Annotated in this window: 24 protein-coding genes; 14 read left to right on the forward strand and 10 right to left on the reverse strand. The window is 52.7% G+C overall.

Annotated elements, in window-relative coordinates; genetic code table 11:
- Positions 1–155: 155 nt before the first annotated feature.
- From ectA to N9C89_RS00200, 4 genes are all read left to right on the forward strand, one after another.
- A complete protein-coding gene (gene ectA / locus N9C89_RS00185) occupies positions 156–686 on the forward strand; it encodes a diaminobutyrate acetyltransferase (protein WP_263951783.1) in 531 nt (176 codons plus the stop codon).
- A 78-nt stretch (positions 687–764) separates the two neighbouring features.
- Positions 765–2,051 carry a diaminobutyrate--2-oxoglutarate transaminase gene (gene ectB / locus N9C89_RS00190; protein ID WP_263951784.1) on the forward strand — a complete coding sequence of 429 codons (1,287 nt, stop codon included), beginning with the start codon at positions 765–767 and terminating at the stop codon, positions 2,049–2,051.
- A gap of 4 nt (positions 2,052–2,055) precedes the next feature.
- Positions 2,056–2,460, forward strand: a complete 405-nt coding sequence (locus tag N9C89_RS00195; RefSeq protein ID WP_263951785.1) for an ectoine synthase — start codon at positions 2,056–2,058, stop codon at positions 2,458–2,460.
- Positions 2,461–2,490: 30 nt separating this feature from the next.
- On the forward strand, positions 2,491–3,927 hold the full coding sequence (locus N9C89_RS00200) for an aspartate kinase (protein WP_263951786.1): 1,437 nt from the start codon (positions 2,491–2,493) through the stop codon (positions 3,925–3,927).
- A gap of 127 nt (positions 3,928–4,054) precedes the next feature.
- Here the strand turns inward: N9C89_RS00200 and N9C89_RS00205 are convergent, their stop codons facing one another.
- From N9C89_RS00205 to N9C89_RS00230, 6 genes are all read right to left on the reverse strand, one after another.
- Entirely contained in the window at positions 4,055–5,482 is a 1,428-nt protein-coding gene (locus N9C89_RS00205; protein ID WP_263951787.1) for a DUF1254 domain-containing protein, read from the reverse strand.
- A 66-nt stretch (positions 5,483–5,548) separates the two neighbouring features.
- Positions 5,549–6,565, reverse strand: coding sequence for a DUF1214 domain-containing protein (locus tag N9C89_RS00210; protein ID WP_263951789.1), 1,017 nt, complete (start codon positions 6,563–6,565; stop codon positions 5,549–5,551).
- 393 nt (positions 6,566–6,958) lie between these two features.
- The gene (locus N9C89_RS00215; RefSeq protein WP_263951790.1) at positions 6,959–7,606 is read right to left on the reverse strand and encodes a nucleoside triphosphate hydrolase; all 648 of its coding nucleotides are present in this window, start codon (positions 7,604–7,606) and stop codon (positions 6,959–6,961) included.
- Positions 7,603–8,409, reverse strand: a complete 807-nt coding sequence (locus tag N9C89_RS00220; protein WP_394358461.1) for an ATP-binding cassette domain-containing protein — start codon at positions 8,407–8,409, stop codon at positions 7,603–7,605. Before N9C89_RS00220 ends, N9C89_RS00215 begins: the two co-directional genes overlap by 4 nt.
- A complete protein-coding gene (locus tag N9C89_RS00225; protein ID WP_263951792.1) occupies positions 8,385–9,455 on the reverse strand; it encodes an ABC transporter permease in 1,071 nt (356 codons plus the stop codon). The genes N9C89_RS00220 and N9C89_RS00225 overlap by 25 nt, the downstream gene beginning before the upstream one ends.
- 116 nt (positions 9,456–9,571) lie before the next feature.
- On the reverse strand, positions 9,572–10,591 hold the full coding sequence (locus N9C89_RS00230) for a sugar ABC transporter substrate-binding protein (protein WP_263951793.1): 1,020 nt from the start codon (positions 10,589–10,591) through the stop codon (positions 9,572–9,574).
- A gap of 186 nt (positions 10,592–10,777) precedes the next feature.
- Here N9C89_RS00230 and N9C89_RS00235 point away from each other — a divergent pair, with 186 nt between their 5' ends.
- From N9C89_RS00235 to N9C89_RS00270, 8 genes are all read left to right on the forward strand, one after another.
- Positions 10,778–11,977: an ROK family transcriptional regulator gene (locus N9C89_RS00235; RefSeq protein ID WP_263953251.1), complete on the forward strand. Its 1,200-nt coding sequence runs from the start codon at positions 10,778–10,780 to the stop codon at positions 11,975–11,977.
- Positions 11,978–12,238: 261 nt separating this feature from the next.
- Positions 12,239–12,982, forward strand: a complete 744-nt coding sequence (locus N9C89_RS00240) for a FadR/GntR family transcriptional regulator (protein WP_263951794.1) — start codon at positions 12,239–12,241, stop codon at positions 12,980–12,982.
- Positions 12,975–14,126: an aminotransferase class I/II-fold pyridoxal phosphate-dependent enzyme gene (locus N9C89_RS00245; protein ID WP_263951795.1), complete on the forward strand. Its 1,152-nt coding sequence runs from the start codon at positions 12,975–12,977 to the stop codon at positions 14,124–14,126. Before N9C89_RS00240 ends, N9C89_RS00245 begins: the two co-directional genes overlap by 8 nt.
- Before the next feature lie 45 nt (positions 14,127–14,171).
- Positions 14,172–15,431 carry an ABC transporter substrate-binding protein gene (locus N9C89_RS00250; RefSeq protein ID WP_263951796.1) on the forward strand — a complete coding sequence of 420 codons (1,260 nt, stop codon included), beginning with the start codon at positions 14,172–14,174 and terminating at the stop codon, positions 15,429–15,431.
- Between the two features lie 23 nt (positions 15,432–15,454).
- On the forward strand, positions 15,455–16,363 hold the full coding sequence (locus N9C89_RS00255) for a carbohydrate ABC transporter permease (RefSeq protein WP_263951797.1): 909 nt from the start codon (positions 15,455–15,457) through the stop codon (positions 16,361–16,363).
- Between the two features lie 9 nt (positions 16,364–16,372).
- Positions 16,373–17,209 (forward strand): carbohydrate ABC transporter permease, encoded by an 837-nt coding sequence (locus N9C89_RS00260; RefSeq protein WP_263951798.1) that lies wholly within the window; start codon positions 16,373–16,375, stop codon positions 17,207–17,209.
- A gap of 9 nt (positions 17,210–17,218) precedes the next feature.
- Positions 17,219–18,298: an ABC transporter ATP-binding protein gene (locus tag N9C89_RS00265; protein ID WP_263951799.1), complete on the forward strand. Its 1,080-nt coding sequence runs from the start codon at positions 17,219–17,221 to the stop codon at positions 18,296–18,298.
- A 1-nt stretch (position 18,299) separates the two neighbouring features.
- Positions 18,300–20,675 (forward strand): transketolase-like TK C-terminal-containing protein, encoded by a 2,376-nt coding sequence (locus tag N9C89_RS00270; protein WP_263951800.1) that lies wholly within the window; start codon positions 18,300–18,302, stop codon positions 20,673–20,675.
- Positions 20,676–20,696: 21 nt separating this feature from the next.
- Here the strand turns inward: N9C89_RS00270 and N9C89_RS00275 are convergent, their stop codons facing one another.
- From N9C89_RS00275 to N9C89_RS00290, 4 genes are read right to left on the reverse strand one after another with little or no spacing between them, the layout of a single operon-like run.
- A complete protein-coding gene (locus N9C89_RS00275) occupies positions 20,697–21,449 on the reverse strand; it encodes an ATP-binding cassette domain-containing protein (RefSeq protein ID WP_263951801.1) in 753 nt (250 codons plus the stop codon).
- Complete coding sequence (locus tag N9C89_RS00280; protein ID WP_263951802.1) at positions 21,446–22,399, reverse strand: iron chelate uptake ABC transporter family permease subunit; 954 nt, start codon at positions 22,397–22,399, stop codon at positions 21,446–21,448. Before N9C89_RS00280 ends, N9C89_RS00275 begins: the two co-directional genes overlap by 4 nt.
- Entirely contained in the window at positions 22,392–23,321 is a 930-nt protein-coding gene (locus N9C89_RS00285; protein ID WP_263951804.1) for an ABC transporter permease, read from the reverse strand. The genes N9C89_RS00280 and N9C89_RS00285 overlap by 8 nt, the downstream gene beginning before the upstream one ends.
- Positions 23,311–24,210, reverse strand: a complete 900-nt coding sequence (locus N9C89_RS00290) for a siderophore ABC transporter substrate-binding protein (RefSeq protein WP_263951805.1) — start codon at positions 24,208–24,210, stop codon at positions 23,311–23,313. Before N9C89_RS00290 ends, N9C89_RS00285 begins: the two co-directional genes overlap by 11 nt.
- A gap of 99 nt (positions 24,211–24,309) precedes the next feature.
- On the opposite strand from N9C89_RS00290, the gene N9C89_RS00295 reads away from it, so the two are divergent.
- Positions 24,310–24,600 (forward strand): DUF2218 domain-containing protein, encoded by a 291-nt coding sequence (locus N9C89_RS00295; RefSeq protein WP_263951806.1) that lies wholly within the window; start codon positions 24,310–24,312, stop codon positions 24,598–24,600.
- A gap of 174 nt (positions 24,601–24,774) precedes the next feature.
- Positions 24,775–25,044 carry an HlyU family transcriptional regulator gene (locus tag N9C89_RS00300; protein ID WP_263951807.1) on the forward strand — a complete coding sequence of 90 codons (270 nt, stop codon included), beginning with the start codon at positions 24,775–24,777 and terminating at the stop codon, positions 25,042–25,044.
- Positions 25,045–25,060: the final 16 nt, after the last annotated feature.

Raw genomic sequence — 25,060 nt, forward strand, 5'->3', positions numbered from 1 at the left:
ATTTGTTTGATCCACGAAGCAGTTTCAATGGGGGGTGTGCTTAATTTTGTGCAGTTTTTGTGACGATTTGCCGTGTATAGCGTAAATTTTGCTTTGACTGTTGAAAATACTTTCCTTCGATGTTACTTCGCCTTTCGAAGCAAAAGGAGTTCAAAATGCAGCACCCCGCTCAATCAATGCGCATTGACTTGCCAACACTACGCAAACCCAATGCCAAAGATGGCGCAAATATCTGGAAGCTAGTAAGAGCCTGCCGGCCGCTGGATGAGAACTCCATGTATTGCAACCTTCTGCAGTGCGATCATTTTGCCGACACCTGTGTTCTTGCGGAGATGTCCGGCGAGGTCGTGGGCTGGGTTTCTGCCTATGTCATGCCAAACGAACCCGACACTTTGTTCGTCTGGCAAGTTGCTGTATCCGAAGCCGCCCGCGGCCAAGGGCTTGGCCGTTTGATGCTGCAGAACATCTTAAACCGCTCGGAATGCAAAGACGTAACCCGTCTCCAAACGACCATTACCGCCGATAATGAGGCTTCCTGGGCCTTGTTCCGCAAGTTTGCCCGCCTTCAAGACGGCGAGTTAGAGAATGCGCCTTACTTCACGCAAGCGCTGCATTTTCAGGAACGCCACAAAACCGAGCACATGGTCACCATTCAGCTGGAAAACCGAGTGAAAATGGCCGCTTAAGTTATGCGCCTGCCTCTCGCATCCAGCCTGCTAAATCTACATCCCCATCCGAATCCGCCAACGCCTGAAAGAGGTCGTATGTCTACGAATCTGTCCGATATCTCCATTTTCCCACGCCGTGAATCTGAAGCACGAAGCTATTGCCGTGGCTTTGACACTGTTTTTGTGTCAGCCAAAGGCTCTGAAATGACATCCCATGATGGAACCCGTTATATCGATTTCCTCGCGGGGTGCTCTTCTCTGAACTACGGTCATAATGATCCGGACCTAAAGGCCGCGCTGATAGACCATATTCAGGTCGATGGCATTGCTCATGGGCTGGACATGCATACAGACACCAAGGCTGCCTTTATCGAAACCTTCGAAAAACAGATCCTTGCCCCACGCGACATGCCACATAAGCTGATGTTTACGGGGCCAACGGGTGCGAACGCAGTTGAAGCGGCTATGAAAATTGCTCGCAAGTCTACGGGGCGCACCAATATTATCGCCTTCACCAACGGCTTCCACGGCGTTACCCAAGGGGCGCTGGCGGCTACTGGGAATGGCTATCACCGCGGCGGTGCGGGCACCTCGCTGAATGGTGTCACGCGGATGCCATACGATGATTATCTCGCAGATAACGGCGACACCACTGCTTACCTCGAAGCGATGCTCGAAGATCAATCAAGCGGGCTGGATGCTCCTGCAGCGTTCATCCTTGAAACTGTGCAAGGCGAGGGTGGCCTGAATGCCGCCAGCCCTGAATGGCTGAATCGCATTGCCGACTTGGCAAAGAAATCTGGCGCGCTTCTTATCATTGATGATGTTCAGGCAGGCTGTGGTCGAACCGGCAAGTTCTTCTCCTTCGAAGACATGGGTATTTCGCCTGATATCATCACAATGGCAAAATCGGTTTCCGGATTTGGTCTGCCTATGGGGCTGGTTCTTGTTAAGCCCGAGCATGATGTGATGGGGCCAGCCGAACACAACGGCACGTTCCGTGGTAACAACCATGCTTTCGTTACGGCGCGCGTTGCTATCGAAAAATTCTGGGCGGACGATCGGTTTGAGCAAGACATCAAACGACGGGCGGAGCTGGTTACACAAGGGCTTCAAACCATTGCCGATATGGTACCGAATGCGTACCTGAAAGGCCGTGGCATGATGATCGGCGTCGATGTTGGTTGCGGCGAGTTGGCAGGCGACATCTGCGCGCTTGCTTTCGAACGAGGCTTGATCGTTGAAACTTCCGGTCCGAGAGATGAAGTCGTCAAAATTCTTGCGCCGCTCACAACACCAGATGAAACCCTAAGCGCCGGAATGGACATTCTTATTGGCGCGGCTCGTCATATCGTAAACACACAAAAGATTGCTGCGGAGTAGTAGAATGATCGTAAGAGACCTGAACAAAATTATCGAAGCCAACGGCGAGCGAGTTGTATCAGACGCAAAATGGCGCAGCGTGCGCATGTTGTTGGCAGACGATGGCATGGGGTTTTCCTTCCACATCACATACCTCGAAGCAGGTTCTGAACACACGTTCGAATACAAGAACCACTTCGAGAGCGTCTTCTGTATGAAAGGCAGCGGTTCAATCACCGATATTGCAACCGGCGAAACCCACGAGATCAAACAGGGTGTGATGTACGCACTTAACAAGCATGACCGCCATATTCTTCGCGCTGATGAAGAGTTGGTCATGGCGTGCTGCTTCAACCCGCCTGTTACTGGCAAAGAAGTCCATCGCGAAGATGGCTCCTATGCCGCTGCAGAAGACTTGGAAACAGCCTAAGAGGGTTCGGTTCGCACCGGATAACATATTGTGAATTTCCCTGAGCATACCGTCGAAAAAATCGGCGGCACTTCCATGTCGCGCATCCACGAGTTGCGCGACACCTTGATCATCGGTGACCGCGCCGAGGATCGCTTGTTTCACCGGATGTTTGTCGTTTCGGCGTTCGGCGGGATTACCAACCTGCTGCTAGAGCACAAGAAAACCGGGAAACCCGGTGTTTTTGCCCTGTTTGCCAATGATGATAATGATCACAGTTGGCTTGACGCGTTGAACGGCGTGACCACGGCAATGAAAGATCAGCATGACAAGGTTCTGGATAATCCAGCCGACCGTGCTCTTGCCGAGGATTTCGTCCGCGATCGCATCGAAGGGGCGCGCAACTGTCTCTATGATTTGCGCCGCTTGTGTTCCTACGGGCATTTCCGGCTGTCGAGCCAGATGATGATCGTCCGCGAACTTCTTTCCGGCTTGGGCGAGGCCCATTCTGCTTTTGTCACATCGCTTATGCTTCAGCGTGCTGGCGTAAACGCGCGTTTTGTTGACCTGAGTGGCTGGCGTGACGAAACCGAATGCTCGTTGCAGGAACGTATCAGCAAGGCTTTCTCTGATGTCGATCTGGCAACGGAACTCCCAATCGTGACGGGATATGCCCAATGTCGAGAAGGGTTGATGCGCGAATATGATCGGGGCTACTCCGAAGTCACTTTTGCAAATATTGCGGCGTTTACAGGTGCAAGAGAAGCGATCATCCACAAAGAATTCCACCTGTCCTCCGCTGATCCAGCTTTGGTTGGCGTGGAAGAGGTGCAAAAGCTGGGCCACACGAACTATGACGTGGCTGACCAGCTGTCGAATATGGGAATGGAGGCCATCCATCCCAATGCCGCCAAAATCCTGCGCCAAGCCAAAGTGGCGCTGCGAGTTACCAACGCGTTTGAGCCCTCCGATCCGGGCACATTGATAGACGAAAAGCCTGCAGAAGCCCCCGCTGTGGAAATTATCACGGGGCTGAATGTGGTATCTCTGGAGTTGTTCGAGCAGGATATGGTTGGCGTGAAAGGCTATGATACCGCTGCTCTTGATGCGCTGCGTCGGCATAAGGTGCGTATTGCGTCTAAGATTTCGAACGCCAACACGATCACCCACTATGTAGAGGCACCGTTGAAAACGGTTCGCCGTGTTGTGTCGGATCTGGAAGAGGTTTTCCCCTCCGCGAGAGTCAGCGCACGGACTGTGTCGATCGTTTCGGCAATCGGGCGTGACCTCACTGGGTTGAAAGCATTCAGTCAGGGAATTCGTGCCTTAGAGGACGCTGGTATTGAGGTGATCGCAGCCCACCAAGCGCCTCGAAATGTTGATATTCAGTTCGTCCTGCCGCGTGAAGCTGCGGATAAAGCGGTGGTGGCACTTCATGCTGCTTTGGTTGGTCGCTCTGACATAAAGAGCCTCAAGCAAGCAGCATAAAGATCGCTTGCGGATGCGATTCCAGTTGGAAGTTAAGGGACGCAAAAAATTGGCGTGCGTTTAATATCAGGGCGGTGTTTTTTGTGTCCGACGAGGAACAAAACACACACCGCCCTGTACAGAATGCTTACTTGGCAGGCGTGATCGCCGGCGGTTGCCAGCTGCCATCCAAAGCTTCTTTCTTTGGCCAGTAGAGACGCATGACCATATAAATTGGGCCGTCGGGCGCGGGGAGCCAGTTGGCTTTGAGCGCTTCATCCGTGGGGGCGTCTTTCTGGATATACAGAGTCATCGCGCCACTGTCGTCCTTGTGCATGTTCGGCAGCATGGGCGCGTTGATGAGATACCGGTTGATAGGGTTGTCGACGAGAAGCTGCGTATTTCCGTCGTACATTGTTACCGACCAAAAAGCGTTCACGGGCGGCAATTCGCCAGCAGGGAAGGTCAACGTATAGTTGGTCTTGCTGCCGTCGAGCTTTGCGCCCTTTCCGTCAAGCCGGGTCAGCGGATAGAAGGCCTCCGCGGAATCGTTGCCATAGAGCCCCACAAGCGCGGCGACGGCTCGCATCAGGTAGTCGTCCTTCAACATGGCCCGATCGCCGAAGAGACCCTGTGATATTTGCCAGCCGTTGACCATCTTGCCAACTTCCGCCTTTCGGTCATGCGCCTTTTTAGTGCCCGCTTTCAGGCCCTCAGCGATCGCAGACTTGATCTCGTCCGAAATTGGCTTGGCCGGAAAGGCTTTGCCCGCCTCGATGCCGATGCTGGCGAATTTTTCGCGCAGCGGCTTCTCGACCGCGGCATCGCCAATGGCAGGGGCGAATTGCAGAATGAACGCCAAGTAGCCAAGCGGGTCTTTCTCCATGCTCTCCTTGTCGACTTTCATCCAGTCCACAGGCGAGGCTGGCTCGGGTGCGTCGGTTTTTGCGAAAGCGGATAGGGTAGAGACTTTATAGCCCTCTTGCACCGCCTTGGCTTTGTCGAGATCGGAAGGTCCGAAAACCTGAGTTCGGAAATTGGCGAACCCGAACTCTGTACTGGAACGGATGACTTCGCTGATGCCATCGGGCTTGTCCCCTTGCCAATGCGGTCCGGCGATCGCGTAGCACCCAGCATCGTTGCCAGTTGTCCGGCTTCCGATATAGCCGAAATTGTAGGTATAGAGGTTAACGAGCTGGACCGAGAAATAACGGCTTTTTTCAACCTTGGGCACGCAGATAACTACCGGTTCGGCGCGCAAGTCCATCCAGATAAAGGAATAGATCGTGTCGCTGTTCGGTGTGACGATTGCGGTGTCCTTCGGCGTGGCCAGCTGGGCTTCGTTCTTGATCTGGTTGAACGGCGCCTTGTACTGGCTGCTGCTCTCGTCGATAGCGAATTGATACATGACGCTGTAGTTCATCAGCATCGGCAGGCCGTAAATCGCGGCCTCTTCGGCGATAGATTTCGCTTCGTCTGTTGTCAGTGCAGCGGCTGGTGCGATGCTCTGGATTAAGCTGGCCCCAGCCATGCCGAGACCCAAGGCAAAGGTTCTAAAATGGTTTCTGATTGGCATGAATGCCCCCTATTTAATTCAATTGGCACAAAAAGGCTTGGGCTTGGAACAAGCACCCCGCCCAAGTTATTTTGAAATTTTCTCCACTGATGGGAAGACGTAGCTTCCGTCTAGGATCGCCTGTTCTGGTTCGTACAGGCGCACGCCGTAGTTCCACCCTTCCATGATCGGCAGACAGTTGACACGGCCATCATCGCACCCACCAAAGTGAATGGTGATCGATCCGTCCTTGTTCTTTTCCGCGTTAACGCTGTTGAAGTTATAGGCGCCTTGCGGGTTTTTCTGAAAGTAGCCCTTGTCGTTGTAGAGACTAACTGACCAAAATGCCCGGACAGGAACATCCTTAGCGGTCAACTGATACTCACCGACCGGCAAATCTGGATTGACGTTTAGGTAGAAAGCGTGCTTCTGCGGCAGTCCGCCAAATCCAACGGCGGTGCCGATAAGGTGCCCGATCGGCGTGGTGTCTTCCTTCGAGCCGAACCACCCAGTTGAGTCAGGTACGCCCTTGCCAAGTTCGAGCAGCGGGTCGAGCGTCGCTTTGTAACTGGCTTGATCATAGTCTTTCGCCACGAAGGGAGTGGCTGATCCCGCCTCGACCTTGATCCCGTCCTGCAACGCATGCACAGCTTTGATGTCGTCAGGAGAGTTTGAATTGACGAGTGTGCGAATTCCGATCCAAACGTGGTCTGAACCAAATTGCTCTTTCGTCAGTTTATGAGCGCCAGCATCAAGGTAGACCGCGTTTATGAAGTTGGCCTCGTTCACCACCATCATCGAACGATAGCGTGACCCCGCATCGGGCAGGGTAACCGTTGCGCCCTTGCTTATGTCGATGACGATGAAACTATAGAGCGTGTCGCGGTTCATGCGGATCGTCGGCTGTTTGTCGACCGGTACAGGTTCGCGCTCGTTGAGCACCTTGTTCACGCCGCCCGCTTGTTTTTGATAGGTGTCGAACTGCATGGCGGTCTGGGCTGTGATGTAGTTCATCACATTGACCTTGACCGGCTCTGCTTGCGCGGTTGTTCCGGCGAACAGCAAGACGCAGGCAAATAGGTTTGCGGGTTTCAAAAAACTCATGCTCAAATGCTCCATTTTGTCGTCAATTCGTGTGATCAATTGGTTTAAGAGGCAGAAATATCACTGGCGCGTAATGATGCCGGTCAGACCAACGCAAGAAGCGTATCCGACCATTCGACTAAGAATAGCGTGAGTCAAATTGCCATTCCTTACCAATTTGCATCATTTTCGCGCACTGGCCCTAAAGTTGTATAAGGTCTGTTGAAACAAACGGTCAACGCTCACGGGTTACAAGCTGGCATTAAGTAGGACTTTATCGAGCATAGACCTAATTCTGCTTAAAAAACGGGCAAACGGTCATTGCTTGCGAAACAGCGTTTGTGGGGGGTGTGAACAGGCCAGCAGCCACCCTGAGTTTATCCGCACATTGGTCGCGCAGAAAACATGAGGCAGCTAGTGGTCGTTCTGGCCTAATGTGAGATCGGCAGCCACGCTATTATTGACGACAAGTGCCGCATTAGGCAGGTCGTTCATTTTTGCGCGTTTAAGTGCGGTGGGAGAGTCAAATCCATGCTCAATCCAGCGTTGTATTAACCTGTTTTCGAGGACTTCCAGCGTTGGGCTGACAAAGACTGTCGCGGAGTACACATTTGCCAAAGACTTCCACGGGTCGGACTTCAATAGAAGGTAATTACCTTCGACGACGATGATGGGCGTTTCCTGATGAATGGCTATCGCATTGGCGATGGATAGATCCAATTGGCGGTCGAATATTGGAAAAAACAGTTCTTTTTCTGTTGATTGGAGCCTTTTTATCGCATCGCAAAAACCTGCCGCGTCGAAGGTCTCGGGCGCGCCCTTCCGTGCGAGTAAACCTCGCGCCTTAAGGATGCGGTTGTCCAGATGGTAGCCATCCATGGGCACGAGTTCGGCGGCAGGAATTTCGGAAGCCGCTTGCGCATTTAAGGATCGCACAACGGCTTCCGCCAGAGTCGACTTTCCGGATGCAGGCGGGCCAGCGATTGCAACAATCGTCCGAGCGCCGTCCTGCTTTAGAGATGAGATCAGCTCGCAAACACGCTGAACATCACGCTCGATCACAGGCAGTTCTCTTTCGGAGGTTCCTTGGCGCCGGTCATGAAAGCAACTGCGTCGGACATCGTATAATCCTTGGGGTCGATCGTGCAGAGCCTTTTGCCAAGTCGATGAACATGAATGCGGTCAGCGACTTCGAAGACATGTGGCATATTGTGGCTGATCAAAATGATCGGAATGCCGCGCGCACGTACGTCCTGTATGAGTTCGAGCACCTTTCGGCTTTCCTTAACGCCCAATGCTGCTGTGGGTTCATCCATGATGATGAACTTGGTGGCAAAAGCTGCAGCGCGAGCAACGGCAACGCCTTGGCGTTGGCCGCCTGAAAGTGTTTCAACCGCCTGATTGATCGACTGAACAGTCATGAGTCCAAGCTCGGTCAGTTTTTCGCGGGCGAACTTTTCCATTGCGGGTCGGTCAAGCTGACGAAAGTACTTTCCCATGAAACCCTGTTTACGGATTTCGCGCCCCATGAACATATTGTCGGCAATTGAGAGCGCCGGCGACATTGCAAGTTGTTGGTAGACGATCTCGATTCCCATATTTCGGGCATCGATTGGAGAGGTGAAATTAACTTTCTTCCCCTCGATGAGAATCTCGCCCTCATCCGGGATCGTCGCACCGCAGATTGCTTTGACGATGGAGGACTTGCCTGCGCCGTTGTCCCCAATAACGGCGAGGATTTCTCCTTGGCGCAGTTCAAAGTCGGAATTGTCGATAGCGGTGACGTGGCCATATCGTTTCACGATCCCACGGCCTTGAACGACTGGAGTTGCGTCTGACATTAGCCCGATACCTTTCTGATCCATTGGTCAACCGCGACAGCAGCAATGATGAGTAGCCCGATAAGCAAATAAGTCCACTGCGCGTCCGCGCCCATGAGCCTCAGCCCAAGAGTAAATACACCGACAATAAGCGCGCCGAACAACGATCCGAGAATGGACCCGCGACCGCCGAACAGGGAAATGCCCCCAATTACAACAGCGGTGATACTTTCGATGTTGGCCAATTGGCCAGACGTTGGTGAGACCGAGCCGATACGGCCGATCAAAGCCCAACCCGCAAACGCACAAATCAATCCAGATAGCATGTAAACAGACATCAAGGTTTTGTGGACGTTGACGCCAGACAATTCAGCCGCTTCAGGGTCGTCGCCCACGGCATAGACATGTCGGCCCCACGCCGTGTGTTTGAGCGCATAAGCAAGCACTACGATCAGCAAGAGCATGAAGATGACGCCAAACGTGAAGGTCGCACCGCCGATGCTGAATTTAGTGCCGAAAAACTGAAGAAATGAAGCGTTCGCCTCGATGTCTTGGCTTCTTATGGTTTCGTTCGCTGAGTACAGGAAGTTGGTTGCGAGAATGATTTGCCACATGCCAAGTGTTACGATGAATGGCGGGAGTTTAACGCGACTGACGAGCCAGCCATTCAGAGCCCCAATTAGCGTACCAACGCCAAGCCCACACATGACCGCGATCGGGACAGGAATTCCGTAGCGAAATGTGAACTGTCCCATGATGACCGATGAGAACACCATAATCGCACCGACGCTTAGGTCGATACCTGCCGTCAAGATAACGAGGCTCTGTGCCGCAGCGACGATGCCAACAATCTGAACCTGTTGAAGGATCAGGGTCATGGCAAATGGCGAGAAAAACTTAGAGCCCAAAAGAAGGCCGAAAATCACAATCGCACCAATAAGTACGATGAGCGGCACAAAAGATGGATTGACGTGGAGAAGATGTTGCAACTTCCCGAGTATGCCCCGCCGATGATCTTCGAATTGCGCAATGGTTTCTATTGTACCAGCGGAAGCATCTAATTCCTGGGCACTTTGGTTTGGTTCAGACATCTCTCCCCCTTTAGCGGCGGGCATTGCGGCCACGTGGCCAGTTTACAGGAAAAATTATTTTCGGGTGATGGAATTGATGAGGCGCTTTGGTGCGCCTCATCATTATTGGCTAGGCTTTAGCCCCAGCAGCGGTCCATTCCCTCGGCGACAGAGATAGACTCTACGCCATCAACGGGCTGATCGGTAACCAGTGCAACACCAGTATCGTAGAAGTCTTTTCCTGGTGTGTTCTCCGGCTTCACGCCCTCATCCGCCCATTTCTTAACAGCTTCCACACCGAGGGAGGCCATTAGCAAAGGATATTGCTGGCTCGTGGCGCCGATAACTCCCGCCTCAACGTTTTGCACGCCGGGGCAGCCGCCATCGACGGAAACGATAAGCACGTCATTCTCGCGCCCGATGGACTTTAGCGCTTCATATGCGCCAGCTGCTGCTGGTTCATTGATCGTGTGAACAACATTGATTGTTGGATCTTTGGCCAGAAGGTTTTCCATGGCGCGGCGCCCACCTTCTTCGTTGCCATCAGTCACGTCACTTCCCACCAAACGCTCGTCCGTCTCGTCACCAATGACGTTCGGATCGGCAAGATCAACGCCGAAACCATCAAGGAAGCCCTGATTGCGCAACACATCCACTGTTGGCTGGCTAACATTCAGGTCAAGTGTTGCGATTCTGGCGTCCGCGGCCGCATCACCCATTTTTGCCTTCGCCCACTGTCCAATCAAGAGACCGGCTTTGTAGTTGTCGGTTGCGAATGTTGCGTCGGCTGAATCGATTGGGCTGAGTGGTGTATCTAGTGCAATCACCAGAATACCTGCATCTCTCGCTTGCTGAACGGCCGGAACAATCGAGCTCGTATCCGAGGCTGTCAGAAGAATACCTTTTGCGCCATCAAGGATGCAGGTTTCGATCGCTTGGACTTGAGTTTCATGGTCGCCGTCAACCTTCCCGGCAAATGCTTTCAAAGTCATGCCAAGCTCTTCGGCTTTCGCCGTCGCGCCCTCTTTCATCTTAACGAAAAATGGATTTGTGTCGGTCTTTGTGATCAAGCAAACAGTTTCGCCAGCGGCTTGTGCGGACACCGCTGCCATGCTGAGCACAGCTGCGGATGCGGTGAGTTTAAGTAAATTTTTCATGTTATCCTCCCAGAAAATTGTTGTCGCTTCACTTGCTGAATAAGCGAAGCGCACCTCCATCCTCCAATGCAGGTCACGCTTATAGAAATGCGATTCTGATCTCGCTGTCAATAAATAAATAAAGTTTATTTATTAATTTGCCAGTGTATCTTTTCTTAATGATGTAAGGCGTTTATGTTCGAGATTATGGTGAAAGAGTCGTTAAAAATTCTGTCTGGCGGGGTTAGCCAAAGTGGTGTTCGTGATCACAACGAGCGCCTGATTTTGACAGTTTTACAACGACATGGACCAACCGCAGGCGCAGAGATTGCAAGGTTGACGGGGCTGTCGCCCCAGACTGTATCAATCATTTTGCGCAAGCTCGAGAAGGACGAGATTCTCCGGCGTGGAACTCCGTTACGCGGAAAAGTGGGAAAACCCTCGATCCCAATGGAGCTCAATCCGGAAGGTACACTTTCTGTCGGGATGAAGATCGGGCGACGCAGTGCAGATCTGCTTCTGATCGATTTTACAGGCAAGCCTCGGCGGCAGCTTTCCACCACATATGACTATCCTTTGCCTAAAGCTGTATTTGGATTTCTGGAGTCCGGATTGGAAACGCTTCTTTCCGAAGAGTCTAAAAAGCTACAGGCCCGCGTTTGCGGGATCGGAATTGGGACGCCATTCGAGCTTTGGAAATGGCACGATCTATCTGGAGTGGCGGCCGAGAATTTCAGGTCTTGGAAGGACGTGGACTTTTTCTCCGAAGTTGCCAAGTTCAGCGATTTGCCGGTTTTCGTAGTTAATGACGCAACTGCCGCGTGCCACGCGGAACATCTGTATGGTCGGGGGGCAGAGTTTCGGGACTATTTCTATTTCTTTATCGGTTCGATGATTGGTGGAGGAGTTGCGCTGAATGGCACCGTGTTTGAAGGCAACCAAGGCAACGCCGGTTCCCTTGGAGCTATGCGAACAACAGGTCCGTCGGGGGAAAGTCAGCAGCTGATTGATACAGCGTCTCTGTTTCTGCTCGAAGACAGGTTGATTGAAGCAGGTGTTGATCCGGAAATTCTTTGGAAGAAGCCTCAGGATTGGAGCAGCATTTCGCGATATGTTGAGCCATGGATCGGGACAACAGCGCAGGAGCTTGCCAAGGCCGCCCTTTCAATATGTGCCGTCATCGACTTTGAAGCCATTTTCATCGATGGAGCGTTCCCGCCAGAGGTTCGCGAAGAGTTGGTTGCCCGTGTTCGCCGATACATGGCCAACCAAGACAAGCGCGGTTTGATCCCGCCTGTTGTCGAAGCTGCGGCGGTTGGAGATAACGCCAGAGGAATCGGAGCGGCAAGCAGCCCAATCTTTCGCCAGTTCCTGCTAAATACCAACGCTGGCCTTTCCAGAATGTAATTGACGCTAATTGCGAGCTGTTTTTGCCTTCGCAATTCAGCCAAAGATGGCTTTGTTCTTGTCGATTTTCGCTTTCATCGAACAGTAATTTGATGCCCGGTTTCCGCAGGAACCATAGGATTCGGCGGCATTAATTTCTACAATAAATTAATAGGTTGTGATTTAAGCTATTGAAAATCATGCATATTTAATGTCATACATTATATTGATTTTGTCTGACATTAAATCTACGCTCCTTAGCAACACACAGGAAGGCTTATCGTGTCTAAAGAAAGCGCGGGCGAAAACGGCTCGGAAATTGATGCACTGCAACATCTCGAAGCAACGGGAAGCAAAAGAGATGTCTTAGAGGCGCTGTCGCTTATGATCGAGCGCGCGCAGCTTGGTGTTGGGGACCGTCTGCCTCCCGAAGTCGAGATTGCAAAAAAGCTCAATGTTGGTCGCTCCAAGGTCCGCGAAGCGCTCGTTGCGTGGCAGAACATGGGCATCGTCACTCGGAACAAGAAGGCCGGTACGCGGCTTGCTGCGGAAGTGTTTTCTCAAACGATCCACCTTCCCTTAACTGTGAAAATCGAGGCTGAAAGTCTTCTGAGAACGTTGGCTGTTCGCCGACCTATCGAGATTGAAGCGGTGAAGATCGCAACCCAAAATGTGAGTGAGCAGCAAGGCAAGATCATTCTCGCGCGTGCTGCCGAGCTTATGGCGATCTATGAGGCAGGAGAGGATTGGCGGGCGGCGGATGCTCGTTTTCACGCCGCGATCCATGACGCTTCAGGAAACCCGCTCTTTCATCAGTTCTCGCATCTGATTCAGGAAAGCTTCCACACAATTTACGACGCACCTTTCGGTCAGGTGCACCTCGGTCATGAAACAATTCCGCTGCACCCGAATCTCGCGAAGGCGGTGGTGTCTGGCGATGTCGAAACAGCAACAAAAATAATGGGACAGATTATGGATATGGTCGAAGCCGAAGTTCGGCGAGTCATGGAGGGGCGTGATGTCTGATTTCCAGAGCATCGCAACGATGATGGCCGCGGTTCTTGATGATGAAGCCGGCTCTATCACACCGCCGATCGTGCAGACTTCGCTTTTTGCTTTCGAGAACTATCAGGCATTCGAAGACCGCATGGCGGGCCGCACCAACCAATCCGTTTATACGCGCGTACAAAACCCTACAGTTGCGGCTTTCGAAGGGTTAATGGCCAAAGCCGAGGGCGGCGAAGCTGCGGTGGGATTTGCCTCTGGCATTGCTGCAATTACGTCGACTCTGCTCGCATTCGTTAAGCCGGGCAGCAAGATCGCCTGCGTTGAGCATGTCTACCCTGATACTTATCGTTTTATGGAGCAAATCCTGCGCCCGTTCGGGATCGAGGTTAGCTATTATCCTGTTGAGGATTTCGAAGCTAACGCCGATTTGCTGGCCAACTTTGATATCGCCTATCTGGAGAGCCCCAGTTCGGTTGTTTTCACTCCGCTAAACCTAGCCTTGGTTGCAGAGCACGCGAAGCGGCACGACACACTGACAATCATCGATAACTCATGGGCAACGCCTGTGTTCCAGAACCCGCTGGCGCAAGGGATCGACATCGTGGTCCATTCGGCCTCGAAATACATTTCGGGCCATTCCGATACGGTAGCTGGCGTTACCATTTCATCGCAGGAGCATATTGCCGCAATCCGCGATCTTACCTTGCCGTTGCTTGGCGCCAAACTTGCGCCGTTCGAAGCATTTCTTCTGACGCGCGGCCTACGAACATTGAATGCGCGGATGATGCAACATCAGGCAACGGCGAACCTTTTCGTTGATCGCCTCGCAGCACTTCCACAAGTGCGCAAGATCAACAGCCCCGGCGCAAATGCTGTACCCGGTTTGACTGGGCGCTCCGGGCTTATGTCCGTCGAGTTCGACGATAGCGTCGACATTCCAAAGTTTTCGGATGCACTGAGCCATTTCCGCCTTGGCGTGAGTTGGGGTGGCTTTGAAAGCCTCATCCTTCCTGCGCGTGTCGGACTTGCACAGGCTGGGCCGAAAAACTCGATGCAAGCATTCGGTGTCTCTCCCAATCTGGTTCGGCTGAACCTCGGTTTGGAAGATGCAGAAGACCTTTGGGCCGACTTCGAAAAAGCCCTGAACCAAAGCGCGACCTAAAGAAAAACAAGACGCTTATTTTATCACCACAAGGAGGATTTAATCATGAAACTCAAACTCGCTGGGCTCAGCACAGCCGCTATGCTGCTTGCAAGCAGTGCATTGGCGGAGACAACGCTTAAACTGGTTGAAGTTATCACCAGCCCAGAGCGCACAGAAGTGCTTCAGGGGCTTGTTGACCAGTACGAAGAGGCCAATCCTGACGTTACTGTCGAGATTGTCAGCCTTCCTTGGGGGCAGGCATTTGAGAAGCTGGCGACAATGGTCGCTGGTGGCGATGTGCCTGACGTGGTCGAGATGCCAGACACATGGCAAGCGCTCTATGCCGGTTCGGGCCAACTCAAAAGCCTCACGGATCTTGTAGCTGGTTGGGAGCATGGCAGCACCCTAACTGACAAGACAGTCGCAATGGGTTCCCAAGCGGGCGATCTCTATATGATCCCTTATGGGTTCTATCTTCGTGCGATGTTCTACAACAAAAAGCTTCTCGCCGAAGCAGGCGTAGAGAATCCACCAGAGACAATGGAAGAATTTATGGCTGCTGCCGCGGCTGTTTCCGAACTCGACGGTAAGTCGGGCTACTGTCTGCGCGGCGGTCCTGGCGGTACGAATGGTTGGATCATGTTCGGCGCAACCATGAACGGCACAAACGAATTCTTTACCGAAGATGGCAAGAGCCGGATCAACGAACCGGGCTCCGTCGAAGGTATTCAGTTCATGATGGATCTCTACCAGAAAGGGTATGCACCCAAGGATTCCGTCAACTGGGGCTTTAACGAAATCGTTGCTGGTTTCTATTCCGGCACATGCGCATTCCTTGACCAAGACCCAGATGCGCTGATCGCTATTTCCGAGCGGATGCCGGCAGAAGATTTTGCCGTTATTCCGATGCCTGTTGGTCCTTCTGGCAAAGCTTTCCCAACAATTGGGTTCGCGGGATGGTCGATCTTTGAATCCACAGAGCATGAAAAAGAAGCATTTGATCTTGTTGCGACTCTTTCTGCACCAGAGGCCAACGCCACATGGGCGAAACGCGTAGGGGTTATTCCAATCCACGAAGGCGCAGATCGTGACCCACACTTCCAAACAGAGCAGTTTGAAGGCTGGTTCAAGGAGCTGAACGGCGAGCAGTACGAACCGACCATTATGCCGACATACCTCGAGCAATGGGGCTACTTCGCCAGCACACTTCTGCTGGAAACAAGTCAGGAAGCGCTCTTGGGTCAACGCACTGCGCAAGAAGTCGCAGATGAGTGGGCCGAGCTTCTGACCGAGGAATATGCTAAGTGGAAGGCAAAGCAGTGATCTCGCGTAAGCAAAACAACGTCATGCCCGGGGAAACCCGGGCAAGACGCTCGCTTTACTGGCAGTATATGGTAGAGCCGTTTCTCTATCTGTCGCCAGCTATCGTGCTGATCGGGCTCGTGATGATGATCCCATTGGTGATCGGCATTTCCTATTCTTTTCAGTCGATAGAGCTATTGAATCCGTTCAACACAGGTTGGGTCGGATTTGAGAACTACATTGATCTTTGGGCCGACCGGAAATTCTGGATCGCTTTGGAAAACACCTTCTGGTGGACGTTCTGGTCAATCGCATTCCAGTTCTCGCTTGGCCTTGGGCTTGCGCTTTTGTTGAACACAGACTTCTTCGGCAAAAAGCTTTTTCAGGCTCTCGTCTTCCTGCCATGGGCCGTTCCGACATTTCTTTCGGCGCTGACTTGGGCTTGGCTATTCAACCCGGTCATCGGTCCTCTCCCACATTGGCTCACTGCTCTTGGCATACTTTCAGAGCCATACAATATCATGGGCGACCCCGATCTTGCGATGTGGGGACCGATTGTCGCGAATATCTGGTTTGGCGTTCCGTTTTTCGCAATTACTCTGCTGGCCGCGCTCCAATCTATTCCCGGCGAACTTTATGAAGCTGCCGAAATTGATGGTGCTTCCGCGTGGCAATCCTTTACCAAAATTACACTGCCGTTTCTTGCTCCGATGATTGCGATCACGGTGATGCTTCGCACAATCTGGATTGCGAACTTTGCTGATCTGATCTTTGTGATGACAGGTGGCGGCCCCGCAAACTCAACGCAAATTCTCAGCTCGTATGTCTTTACAACCGCGTTCCGCAAACTGGATTTCGGCTATGCATCGGCGATTGCTGTAGCGCTTCTGGCAATTCTGCTCGTCTATGCAGTTTTTGTGCTCTGGCTGCGCAAAAAGCTGGTCAAGATTTGAGGTATGGCCATGACACACTCACCCAAACCCGTCCTCGCTGTTGGTAAATACGCCGCACTTTTGGCTTACCTCAGCTTTGCGCTCTTTCCGCTGTATTGGCTGCTCAAGATCGCTGTGACTCCTGACCAGCTTATTTATACCGAAGGCACAAATCTCTGGCCCTCCGAGTTCACGTTCGACAACTTTCGTTCAGTCGTATTCCAAACAGATTTCCTGTCCTACTTTGGGAACTCTCTCTATGTTTCTCTTGGTACGGCCGCTGTTACAACACTGGTTGCCGCCGGAGCGGGCTATGCGTTTTCGCGGTTCAACTTTGCGGGAAAGCGGCTGCTAATTGCAGTGATGCTTATCACCCAAATGTTCCCGCTCTTGATGATTATCGCGCCGATTTACAAGATCATCGCAGGCCTGGGCATGCTGAACTCGCTCACATCGCTGATCGTGGTTTATACCGCCTTCAATGTCCCATTCGCGACGTTTCTGATGCAATCCTTCTTTGACGGTATTCCGAAAGACCTTGAAGAAGCGGCAATGATGGATGGGTGCTCCCGCTTTCAAGCGCTGTACAAAGTCATCTTTCCGCTCACGTTGCCTGGGCTTGGCGCAACCCTCGGGTTTGTTTTCACGGCTGCGTGGTCCGAGCTTCTCTTTGCGCTCATGCTGATCTCCAAGAACGAGGCAATGACCTTCCCCGTTGGGCTTCTGACCTTCGTGTCCAAGTTCTCCGTGGATTGGGGGCAAATGATGGCCGCCGGTGTGCTGGCCCTTGTCCCAAGCTGTCTCTTCTTCATTTTCATTCAACGATACCTCGTGCAAGGGCTGACGTCCGGCGCGGTCAAAGGATAGGAGGCCGAAATGGCACGAATTGAACTCAAGGACGTCAAGAAACGCTATGGATCGGTTGAGGTTCTTCGCGATGTGAACCTCGACATCGAGGACGGAGAATTCATTGTTCTTGTTGGTCCGTCCGGCTGTGGGAAGTCTACACTTCTGCGTATGATCGCAGGGCTAGAGCCGATCACGGGCGGGGATTTCCTGATCGATGGCAAACGAATGAACGATGTGCGCCCGCGTGACCGTGATATTGCGATGGTGTTTCAATCCTACGCTCTTTACCCGCATATGGATGTGGCTCGGAACATGGGGTTTTCGATGGAAATCCGCAAAGACCCCGCCGCTGAACGCGCATCGCGCGTGAAAAAGGCCGCCGAAACGCTCGGCCTTACCGCCCTGACAGAGCGCCTCCCCAAGGCTCTGTCGGGCGGGCAGCGTCAACGCGTTGCCATGGGGCGCGCCATTATCCGTGATCCTCGTGCGTTTCTCTTTGATGAACCGCTCTCGAACCTCGACGCCGCGCTCCGTGTTGAGATGCGCCTTGAGATTGCGCGGCTGCACCAGAAGCTCGGCGCAACAATGATCTACGTGACCCACGATCAGGTCGAAGCGCTTACTCTGGCGGATCGTATCGTTGTGTTGAATGGGGGAGACATCCAGCAAGTCGGGAGCCCGCTTGAGCTCTATGAACGCCCCGCCAATAAATTCGTGGCGCAGTTCATTGGCTCACCAACAATGAATATCGTTCCCGTTACTGGCGGCGATGGTGAGGTCAAAACGGCGGATGGCTCGGTTATTAAGCTTCCCCATCTGCCGGACTGTGGCGCCGCGGTGGAACTTGGCATTCGACCCGAGCATATTGATGTGGTTGACCCAAGTGAGGGCGATCTTATCGGGGTGGCTGATGTTGTGGAGCATTTGGGGTCGGATACGAATATCTTCACAGTTGTAGAGGGCTTAGGCCCGTTGATGGTGCGCAAACATGGCAATATTCCAGCCAAATCAGGTGATCGCCTAGGTCTACGCATCCAACCTGAAAATGCCCATATTTTTGGTCCTGACGGCCGCGCGCTGCGACGGGTTCTGGAGAAAGTAGGCTGATATGGCGGAAGCGGAGAACACATACCTCAAGGCAATGGAAAGCCGCCTTATGTGGCTTTCTCATTGGATGATCCACAACGCCAACAACGTGCGCCCAAAGGTGGACGGCATCAAGATCGGTGGACACCAAGCAAGCTCTGCGTCGATGGTTTCGATTATGACTGCGCTCTATTTCTCTGCTCTTCGGCCAGAGGACCGTGTCGCAGTCAAGCCCCACGCATCCCCGATATTCCATGCGATGCAGTACATGATGGGGAACCAAACACTCGAGAAAATGCAGAACTTCCGTGGTTTTGACGGGGTGCAATCCTATCCCAGCCGCACGAAGGATATTGATGATGTGGATTTCTCAACGGGCTCTGTGGGGCTTGGTGTTGCTATCACTGCATTCTCATCAATCATTCAGGATTATATTGCCGCAAAGACTTGGGGCGATGGATTGCCGCTTGGGCGGCATGTTGCGCTCGTTGGCGATGCCGAACTTGATGAAGGGAACGTTTATGAAGCCCTTCAAGAAGGGTGGAAGAACGATCTTCGCAATTGCTGGTGGATTATTGATTACAACCGGCAATCACTTGACGGCATCGTGCGCGAAGGACTGTTTGAGCGGGTTGAGAAAATTTTTGATGCCTTCGGTTGGAACGTCATCCGCATCAAATACGGCGTTCTTCAACAGGCGGCATTCAAAGAAGAGGGTGGCGAGAAACTACGCGAGTGGATAGATGCCTGCCCCAACCAACAATATTCCGCTCTGACTTATCAAGGCGGGGCTGTTTGGCGAAAACACCTGATGGATGATCTTGGCGATCAAGGGCCGGTTACCGCACTCATCGAAAAGCGCAGTGACGATGAACTCGCTGCGCTCATGGAAAACCTCGGCGGCAACTGCGTACAAACGATGGCTGATGTTTTTCAAAGCGTCAAAGACGATCGGCCAACCTGCTTCCTTGCTTATACGATCAAGGGCTGGGGAACGCCGATTGCAGGGCACAAAGACAATCACGGCGGGCTGATGACCAAAGCGCAGATGGCGGATTGGCAGAAGCAGATGAATGTCCCGGACGGGCAGGAATGGGAAAAGTTTGCCACAGTCTCTGATCCTGAAGCGCTTCAAAAATGGATGGATCAGGTGCCGTTCTTTGCCGAGGGCACGCGGCGATACACTGATGAGACACTTACTGTTCCAAAGATCGAGATGTCGAGCGATCGCGAAATTTCAACGCAAATGGCTTTTGGGAAAATCCTTGATGACCTTTCCAAAGGAGATAGCGACCTCGCCAACCGTATCGTCACGACCTCGCCGGATGTGACAGGAACCACCAATCTCGGACCATGGGTGAACCGGCGCAAACTCTTTGCCCGCGAGGCCCAAGCCGACGCATTCATTGAGCATCGCATACCTTCAACCGCGAAGTGGGAATTCACGCCTGAAGGCCAGCATATCGAGCTTGGCATAGCCGAGATGAATCTGTTCCTATTGTTGGGTGCTGCTGGGCTGTCTCATTCGCTGTTTGGCAAACGGCTTATCCCGATTGGCACGCTTTATGACCCCTTCGTTTCGCGCGGTCTCGATGCGTTGAACTATGCCTGTTATCAGGACGCGCGCTTTATGGTTGTGGGCACACCTTCGGGCGTAACGCTTGCCCCCGAAGGCGGCGCGCACCAATCCATTGGAACGCCTTTGATCGGCATGAGCCAGGATGGGCTTGCTGCTTTTGAGCCTGCTTTTGCGGATGAACTTGCTGCAATCATGGAATGGTCATTCTCTTACCTTCAGCGCAACGGCGAAGGTGATCCAGACGAACGCACATGGTTGCGCGATGAGACTGGTGGTTCTGTCTATCTGCGGCTTTCAACCAATCCAATCGAGCAGCCGGGCAAGCGGCCCGATCCGGACTGGAAACAGGGCGCGGTTGATGGCGCCTATTGGTTGCGCCGACCGGGCCCGAATTGTGAGGTTGTTATCGCCTATCAGGGCAGCGTGGCACCTGAAGCGATCCGTGCGGCAGGACATCTTGCGGAAACGCGCCGCGATATTGGGGTGCTGGCAATTACATCTGCAGACCGCCTTAATGCTGGCTGGACCGCTGCCCAACGCGCGCGTGCGCGTGGCCAATCAAACGCGACAAGCCACATTGAGCGACTAATGCAGGAGCTCCCGCCACATTGTCAGTTGCTGACTGTGATTGATGGTCATCCGGCAACGCTTTCTTGGCTCGGCGCCGTTCAGGGGCATCGAACAATACCCCTTGGCGTTGAACATTTTGGCCAGACGGGAACGATCAATGATCTTTATCGCCATTTTGGTATTGATGCCGATAGCATCATCCAAAAGATCAACGGTCTAACTCCGGGCCGCAAGGTCAAAAGGGTCTAGGAATTTTAAGCGTCGCTCAACTCAAACCGTCAGTATGACCCGTCTTCCTTCGATTTCGGCTACATCGACTTTTGTGTTGTAGAGGTCGGATAGCCCTTCGTTGGTAAGTACATATTCTGGTTTTCCGGAGCTATGGAGCTGGCCGTCCTTGAGTGCGATGACGTGGTCGCAATGGTTTGCAGCTATGCTTAAATCGTGAAGGACAATCGCAACCGTTCGCCCCATTTCAATCTCTTCGCGCGCAACTCGCATGACAGTTCGGGCGTGCGTGATGTCAAGATTGTTAAGAGGTTCATCAAGTAATACGACATCACCCGTTTGCGCCAATACCATGCCTAACAATGCGCGCTGGCGCTGGCCGCCCGACAGCGTATCGAGGTATCGATCTGCGAATTCCGAGAGATCAAGGCGCGCGATTGCTTGCTCTATGATCAGCAAATCAGCACCGGTTGGCCGGCCCTGTGTGTGGGGGTAGCGGCCAAAAGAAATCAGATCCCGAACGCTCAGCCGCGGAGTAATCGGTGTGCTTTGTCGGAAAATAGACAAGCGTTTTGCCAAAGAGGCAGTTGCGATATCGCCAATTGGAAAGCCGTCAAAAAGGATTTCACCGGAGTGGATAGGCGTTAGGCGGCCCATGGCTGTCAGAAGTGTTGATTTGCCCGCTCCATTGGGGCCGACAATTCCCGTCAATTTACCTTTCGGCAGAGAAAGGGTCATGTTGCGTAGAATCTTGGTGCCGTCAAACGCCACTGCCAGATTTCGAACTTCAATCATCGCGTTTTCCTAGTGAAAAGGAGCAAGAGGAATGTGATGCCGCCAATTGCTTCAATCACCACCGCGACAGAGGTTTGTAGAGATAGAACCCGTTCGAAAAGGGTTTGAGAAGCAATGAGTAATCCTGCGCCAATGATGCAGGATGCGGGCAAGAGATATTGGTGGCGCCATGTGCCGATCAGCTTGTGGCTAAGTGCGGCGATCAAAAGACCGTAAAAATAGACAGGGCCGATGAGTGCCGTAGAACTGGAAACAAGCAATGCGATTACGGCGAGTAGTTTCTTTGTCTCGCGCTCGTAATCAACACCCAAGCCCTTGGCGGCGTCCCGCCCGAGCGCCATTATGTCGAGCCGTTTGTGAATGGACATCAACCATACAAAACATGCCGCTGTCAGGACGAATGTTATCCAAGTCAGCTCAACGTTAACCGCGTTGAAACTCGCGAAGTTTGCCTGTTGGATGACAGAAAACTCCGAAGGATCAATAAGCCGGTTAATAAGCGATGTGATTGAACGAAAGAGCACACCAAGTATCAGACCCGTCAACACCATTCGGCCGATATCATGCACGCCGCGCAACACCATTCCGAAAAGGGCGAGTGCTGCTGCCGTCATGAATACTGATTCCACAGTAAATTTCATGACCGGATCAATTGACGCGTATCCCACGCCGCCAATGGTGAAAACCAGTGATGTTTGAATAAGTATATAGAGCGCGTCAAACCCCATGATTGACGGTGTCAAAATTCGGTTGGCAGTTAGAGTTTGGAAAACCATTGTCGAGAGCGCGACCGAAGTGGCGAACGTAATGAGCGCTAGGGCTTTGATCCCGCGGAATGGCAAGACAAATCCCCAGTTGCCCCGTGATTCCAGTGTCATGAATGCAAGCAATGCAAAAACTGCCAATGTCGCAAGGACTGCGAGGCGCGAAGGTAAGCTTAGATTATCCATGACGTGCCCGCCCATGTAATATCCACAAGAAAGCCGCTGCGCCGATCACACCAAGAATTGTACCCACAGGGATTTCGAACGGATATCGAATGACCCTTCCGAGAATGTCGCATGCCAACACCAAACCCGCGCCGGAAGCGGCGACAATGGGCAGTGTCTGGCGTAGGTTTTCGCCATAGATGCGCGCCACGATGTTGGGGACGACCAAACCAACAAAAGGGATCATGCCGATGCTAACTGTCGTAACGGCAGAGATAACCGCGACTATAGAAAGCCCTGTGATCATTGCCTGTTTGTGGTTGAGCCCGAGAGATTTCGCGGCATCTTCGCCCAAGCCGACAATCGTAAAACGATCTGCGTAAAGATACGCTACGCCTGCAAGGATACCTGCAATCCACAGAAACTCGTAACGTCCGAGCATTACGCCTGAAAACTCGCCGTTTATCCAAATGTCGAGGTATTGAAGCAGGTCGCGTTCGTACGCAAGAAATGTCGTGGCCGCACCAATAATCCCACCGTAAACAATCCCCGTAAGCGGAACCAGCATTGGATCATGTGGAGGCAAACGCCGTACCAGCGCGAGGAAGCCCGCGGTGCCGATAAGTGCAGTGACTGTCGCCGCGCCCATTTTCGCCCAAAGCGCTGCTCCGGGCGCCAGCAGTGTGATTACCACAAGACCGAACGCTGCGGCTTGCGCGGTTCCGGCAGTTGATGGTTCGACAAATTTATTGCGCGACAACATTTGCATGATGACCCCCGCAACAGCGAGGCTCGCACCAGCCAAAAGTGCAGCAGCAGTACGCGGGAGCCGTGAATAGAACAAAAGCCAAAGTCCGTCACCCGACAACGACGAGACCCCCGTAAAGCAACTTACGAGGGTCAAGCCTGTTAGGATGGCGATAATTCCGGACTTAGCTGCCACTTATGCTGCCAAAAGCGGATTTGATGATGTCGAGTGTTTCCAGAGTAGACTGAATGCCACCAGAGGCGATGTAGAATCCTCCGGAGTTCAAATGAACAATTTGTCCCTTTTGGGCGGCTGCCGTATCGGCGATGATCGCATTGTCGAGCGTCGCTGTTGCGCTTTCGCCTTCTGCGCCGATGGCGGCAACACGGTCAAGCACCAGTATCCAATCAGGGTTCGCCTCACGGACGAACTCAAAAGAAATGGACTCGCCGTGTGTTGTGTCTTCCAAGCCATCAACAGCTTCATCAAGGTCCAGTTCCTGATGCAACCAGCCAAAACGGCCGCCTGCGCCGTAGGCGGAAATCTTGCCACCATTTGTGAGCAGGATCAGCGCGGTTCCCTTTCCGGCAACGGCTTCTTTCGTTGCTTCCAATTCTGTATCGAGGTTCGCGATAAGAGAAGCGGCTTCATCTTCCTTGTCGAAGATTTTGCCATATGCCGTTAGGCGATCTCGCGTTTGGCCAAGCAGGTCGTCACCCCAAAGCGTCATGTCTACAGTCGGGGCGATTTTTGAGAGCGCGTCAACCTGTGTGGACGAGCGGCCACCAGCAATAATGAGTTCAGGGCCAGTTGCGGCAAGCGCCTCAAAGTCGGGCTCAAACAACGTGCCGATCTCGCCCTGATACTCTTCAAGGTAGGGCAAATAGGTATTGGAAGTCGAAGTAATTCCCTCGACCTTCAGTGCATCAAGCATATCCAGCGACGCCATATCGAAGACCGCAACGCTTGCAGGTTGCTGCGGAACAGTAGCGGTATCGCCATATGTTGTGATTGTTACGTCTGCTGCTGACACAGCGGTTGCGCAAAGAGCCGTCGTGGCTGCGACGATGAATGATCTAAGCATAAGAAGTCCTATTTCGAGTATGAGTATCCTGATCGTTTCTATAAGGTATTGAAGTAAGGCCGCGCAACCTGTAATCTGACAAAAAAGATAGGATATAGAATGCTGACTCAAACTGGGACGTTCAAAACCGAACAAGCTTCGAAGTACTTGAAGCAGTTATGCAAGCACTTCGCCCATAAGGTTGACGTGAAATATGATGATACACAGGGCGAAGCGGCGATGCCGTTCGGGCCTGCACGATTGGAGGCCAAAGAAAACGAACTGTCCGTTGAAGTAACCGGCGATGGCCCCGAGCAACTCGAGAAAGCGCGTCACGTGATCGATGTTCACTTGCAGCGCTTCGCGTTCCGAGAAGAGTTCGAAGCAATGGATTGGGAAGACTATAGCTAGGGTTGGCAACGCGCGGCACGCATATACTTAATTCCCCTCAGCTCGGGCCCTGCTGATGAGATTTGGATGTCGCCGTCATTTTCAAGCGCGGCTTTGTTGAGAGCAAAAAGCACTTTCCCCCAGCCGTGAGCATCGCTAGGCTCCTTTCCGCACTAAGCTGAAAGGAGCCTTCCAATGTCACTCTTCTCTAAACTCTTCGGCGGTGGAGAAAAACCCGAACCGAAGCCGGTCGAGTACAAAGGTTTCGACATTTTTCCAGACCTGATGGCGGAAGGTGGTAAGTACCGGTTGTCAGCTCGTATCGAAAAAACGGTCGACGGAGAGCGCAAGACCTGTGCTGTTATCCGAGCGGATGTTTTTGACAGCAAGGATCAGGCCGAAAGCATTAGTATCGATAAAGCGAAGCAAGTTATTGACGAGCAGGGCGACCGCATTTTCGATTAAGCTATCGCAACACTAC

Source organism: Halocynthiibacter sp. SDUM655004, from assembly GCF_026015885.1.
GTDB classification, from domain to species: domain Bacteria; phylum Pseudomonadota; class Alphaproteobacteria; order Rhodobacterales; family Rhodobacteraceae; genus Falsihalocynthiibacter; species Falsihalocynthiibacter halioticoli.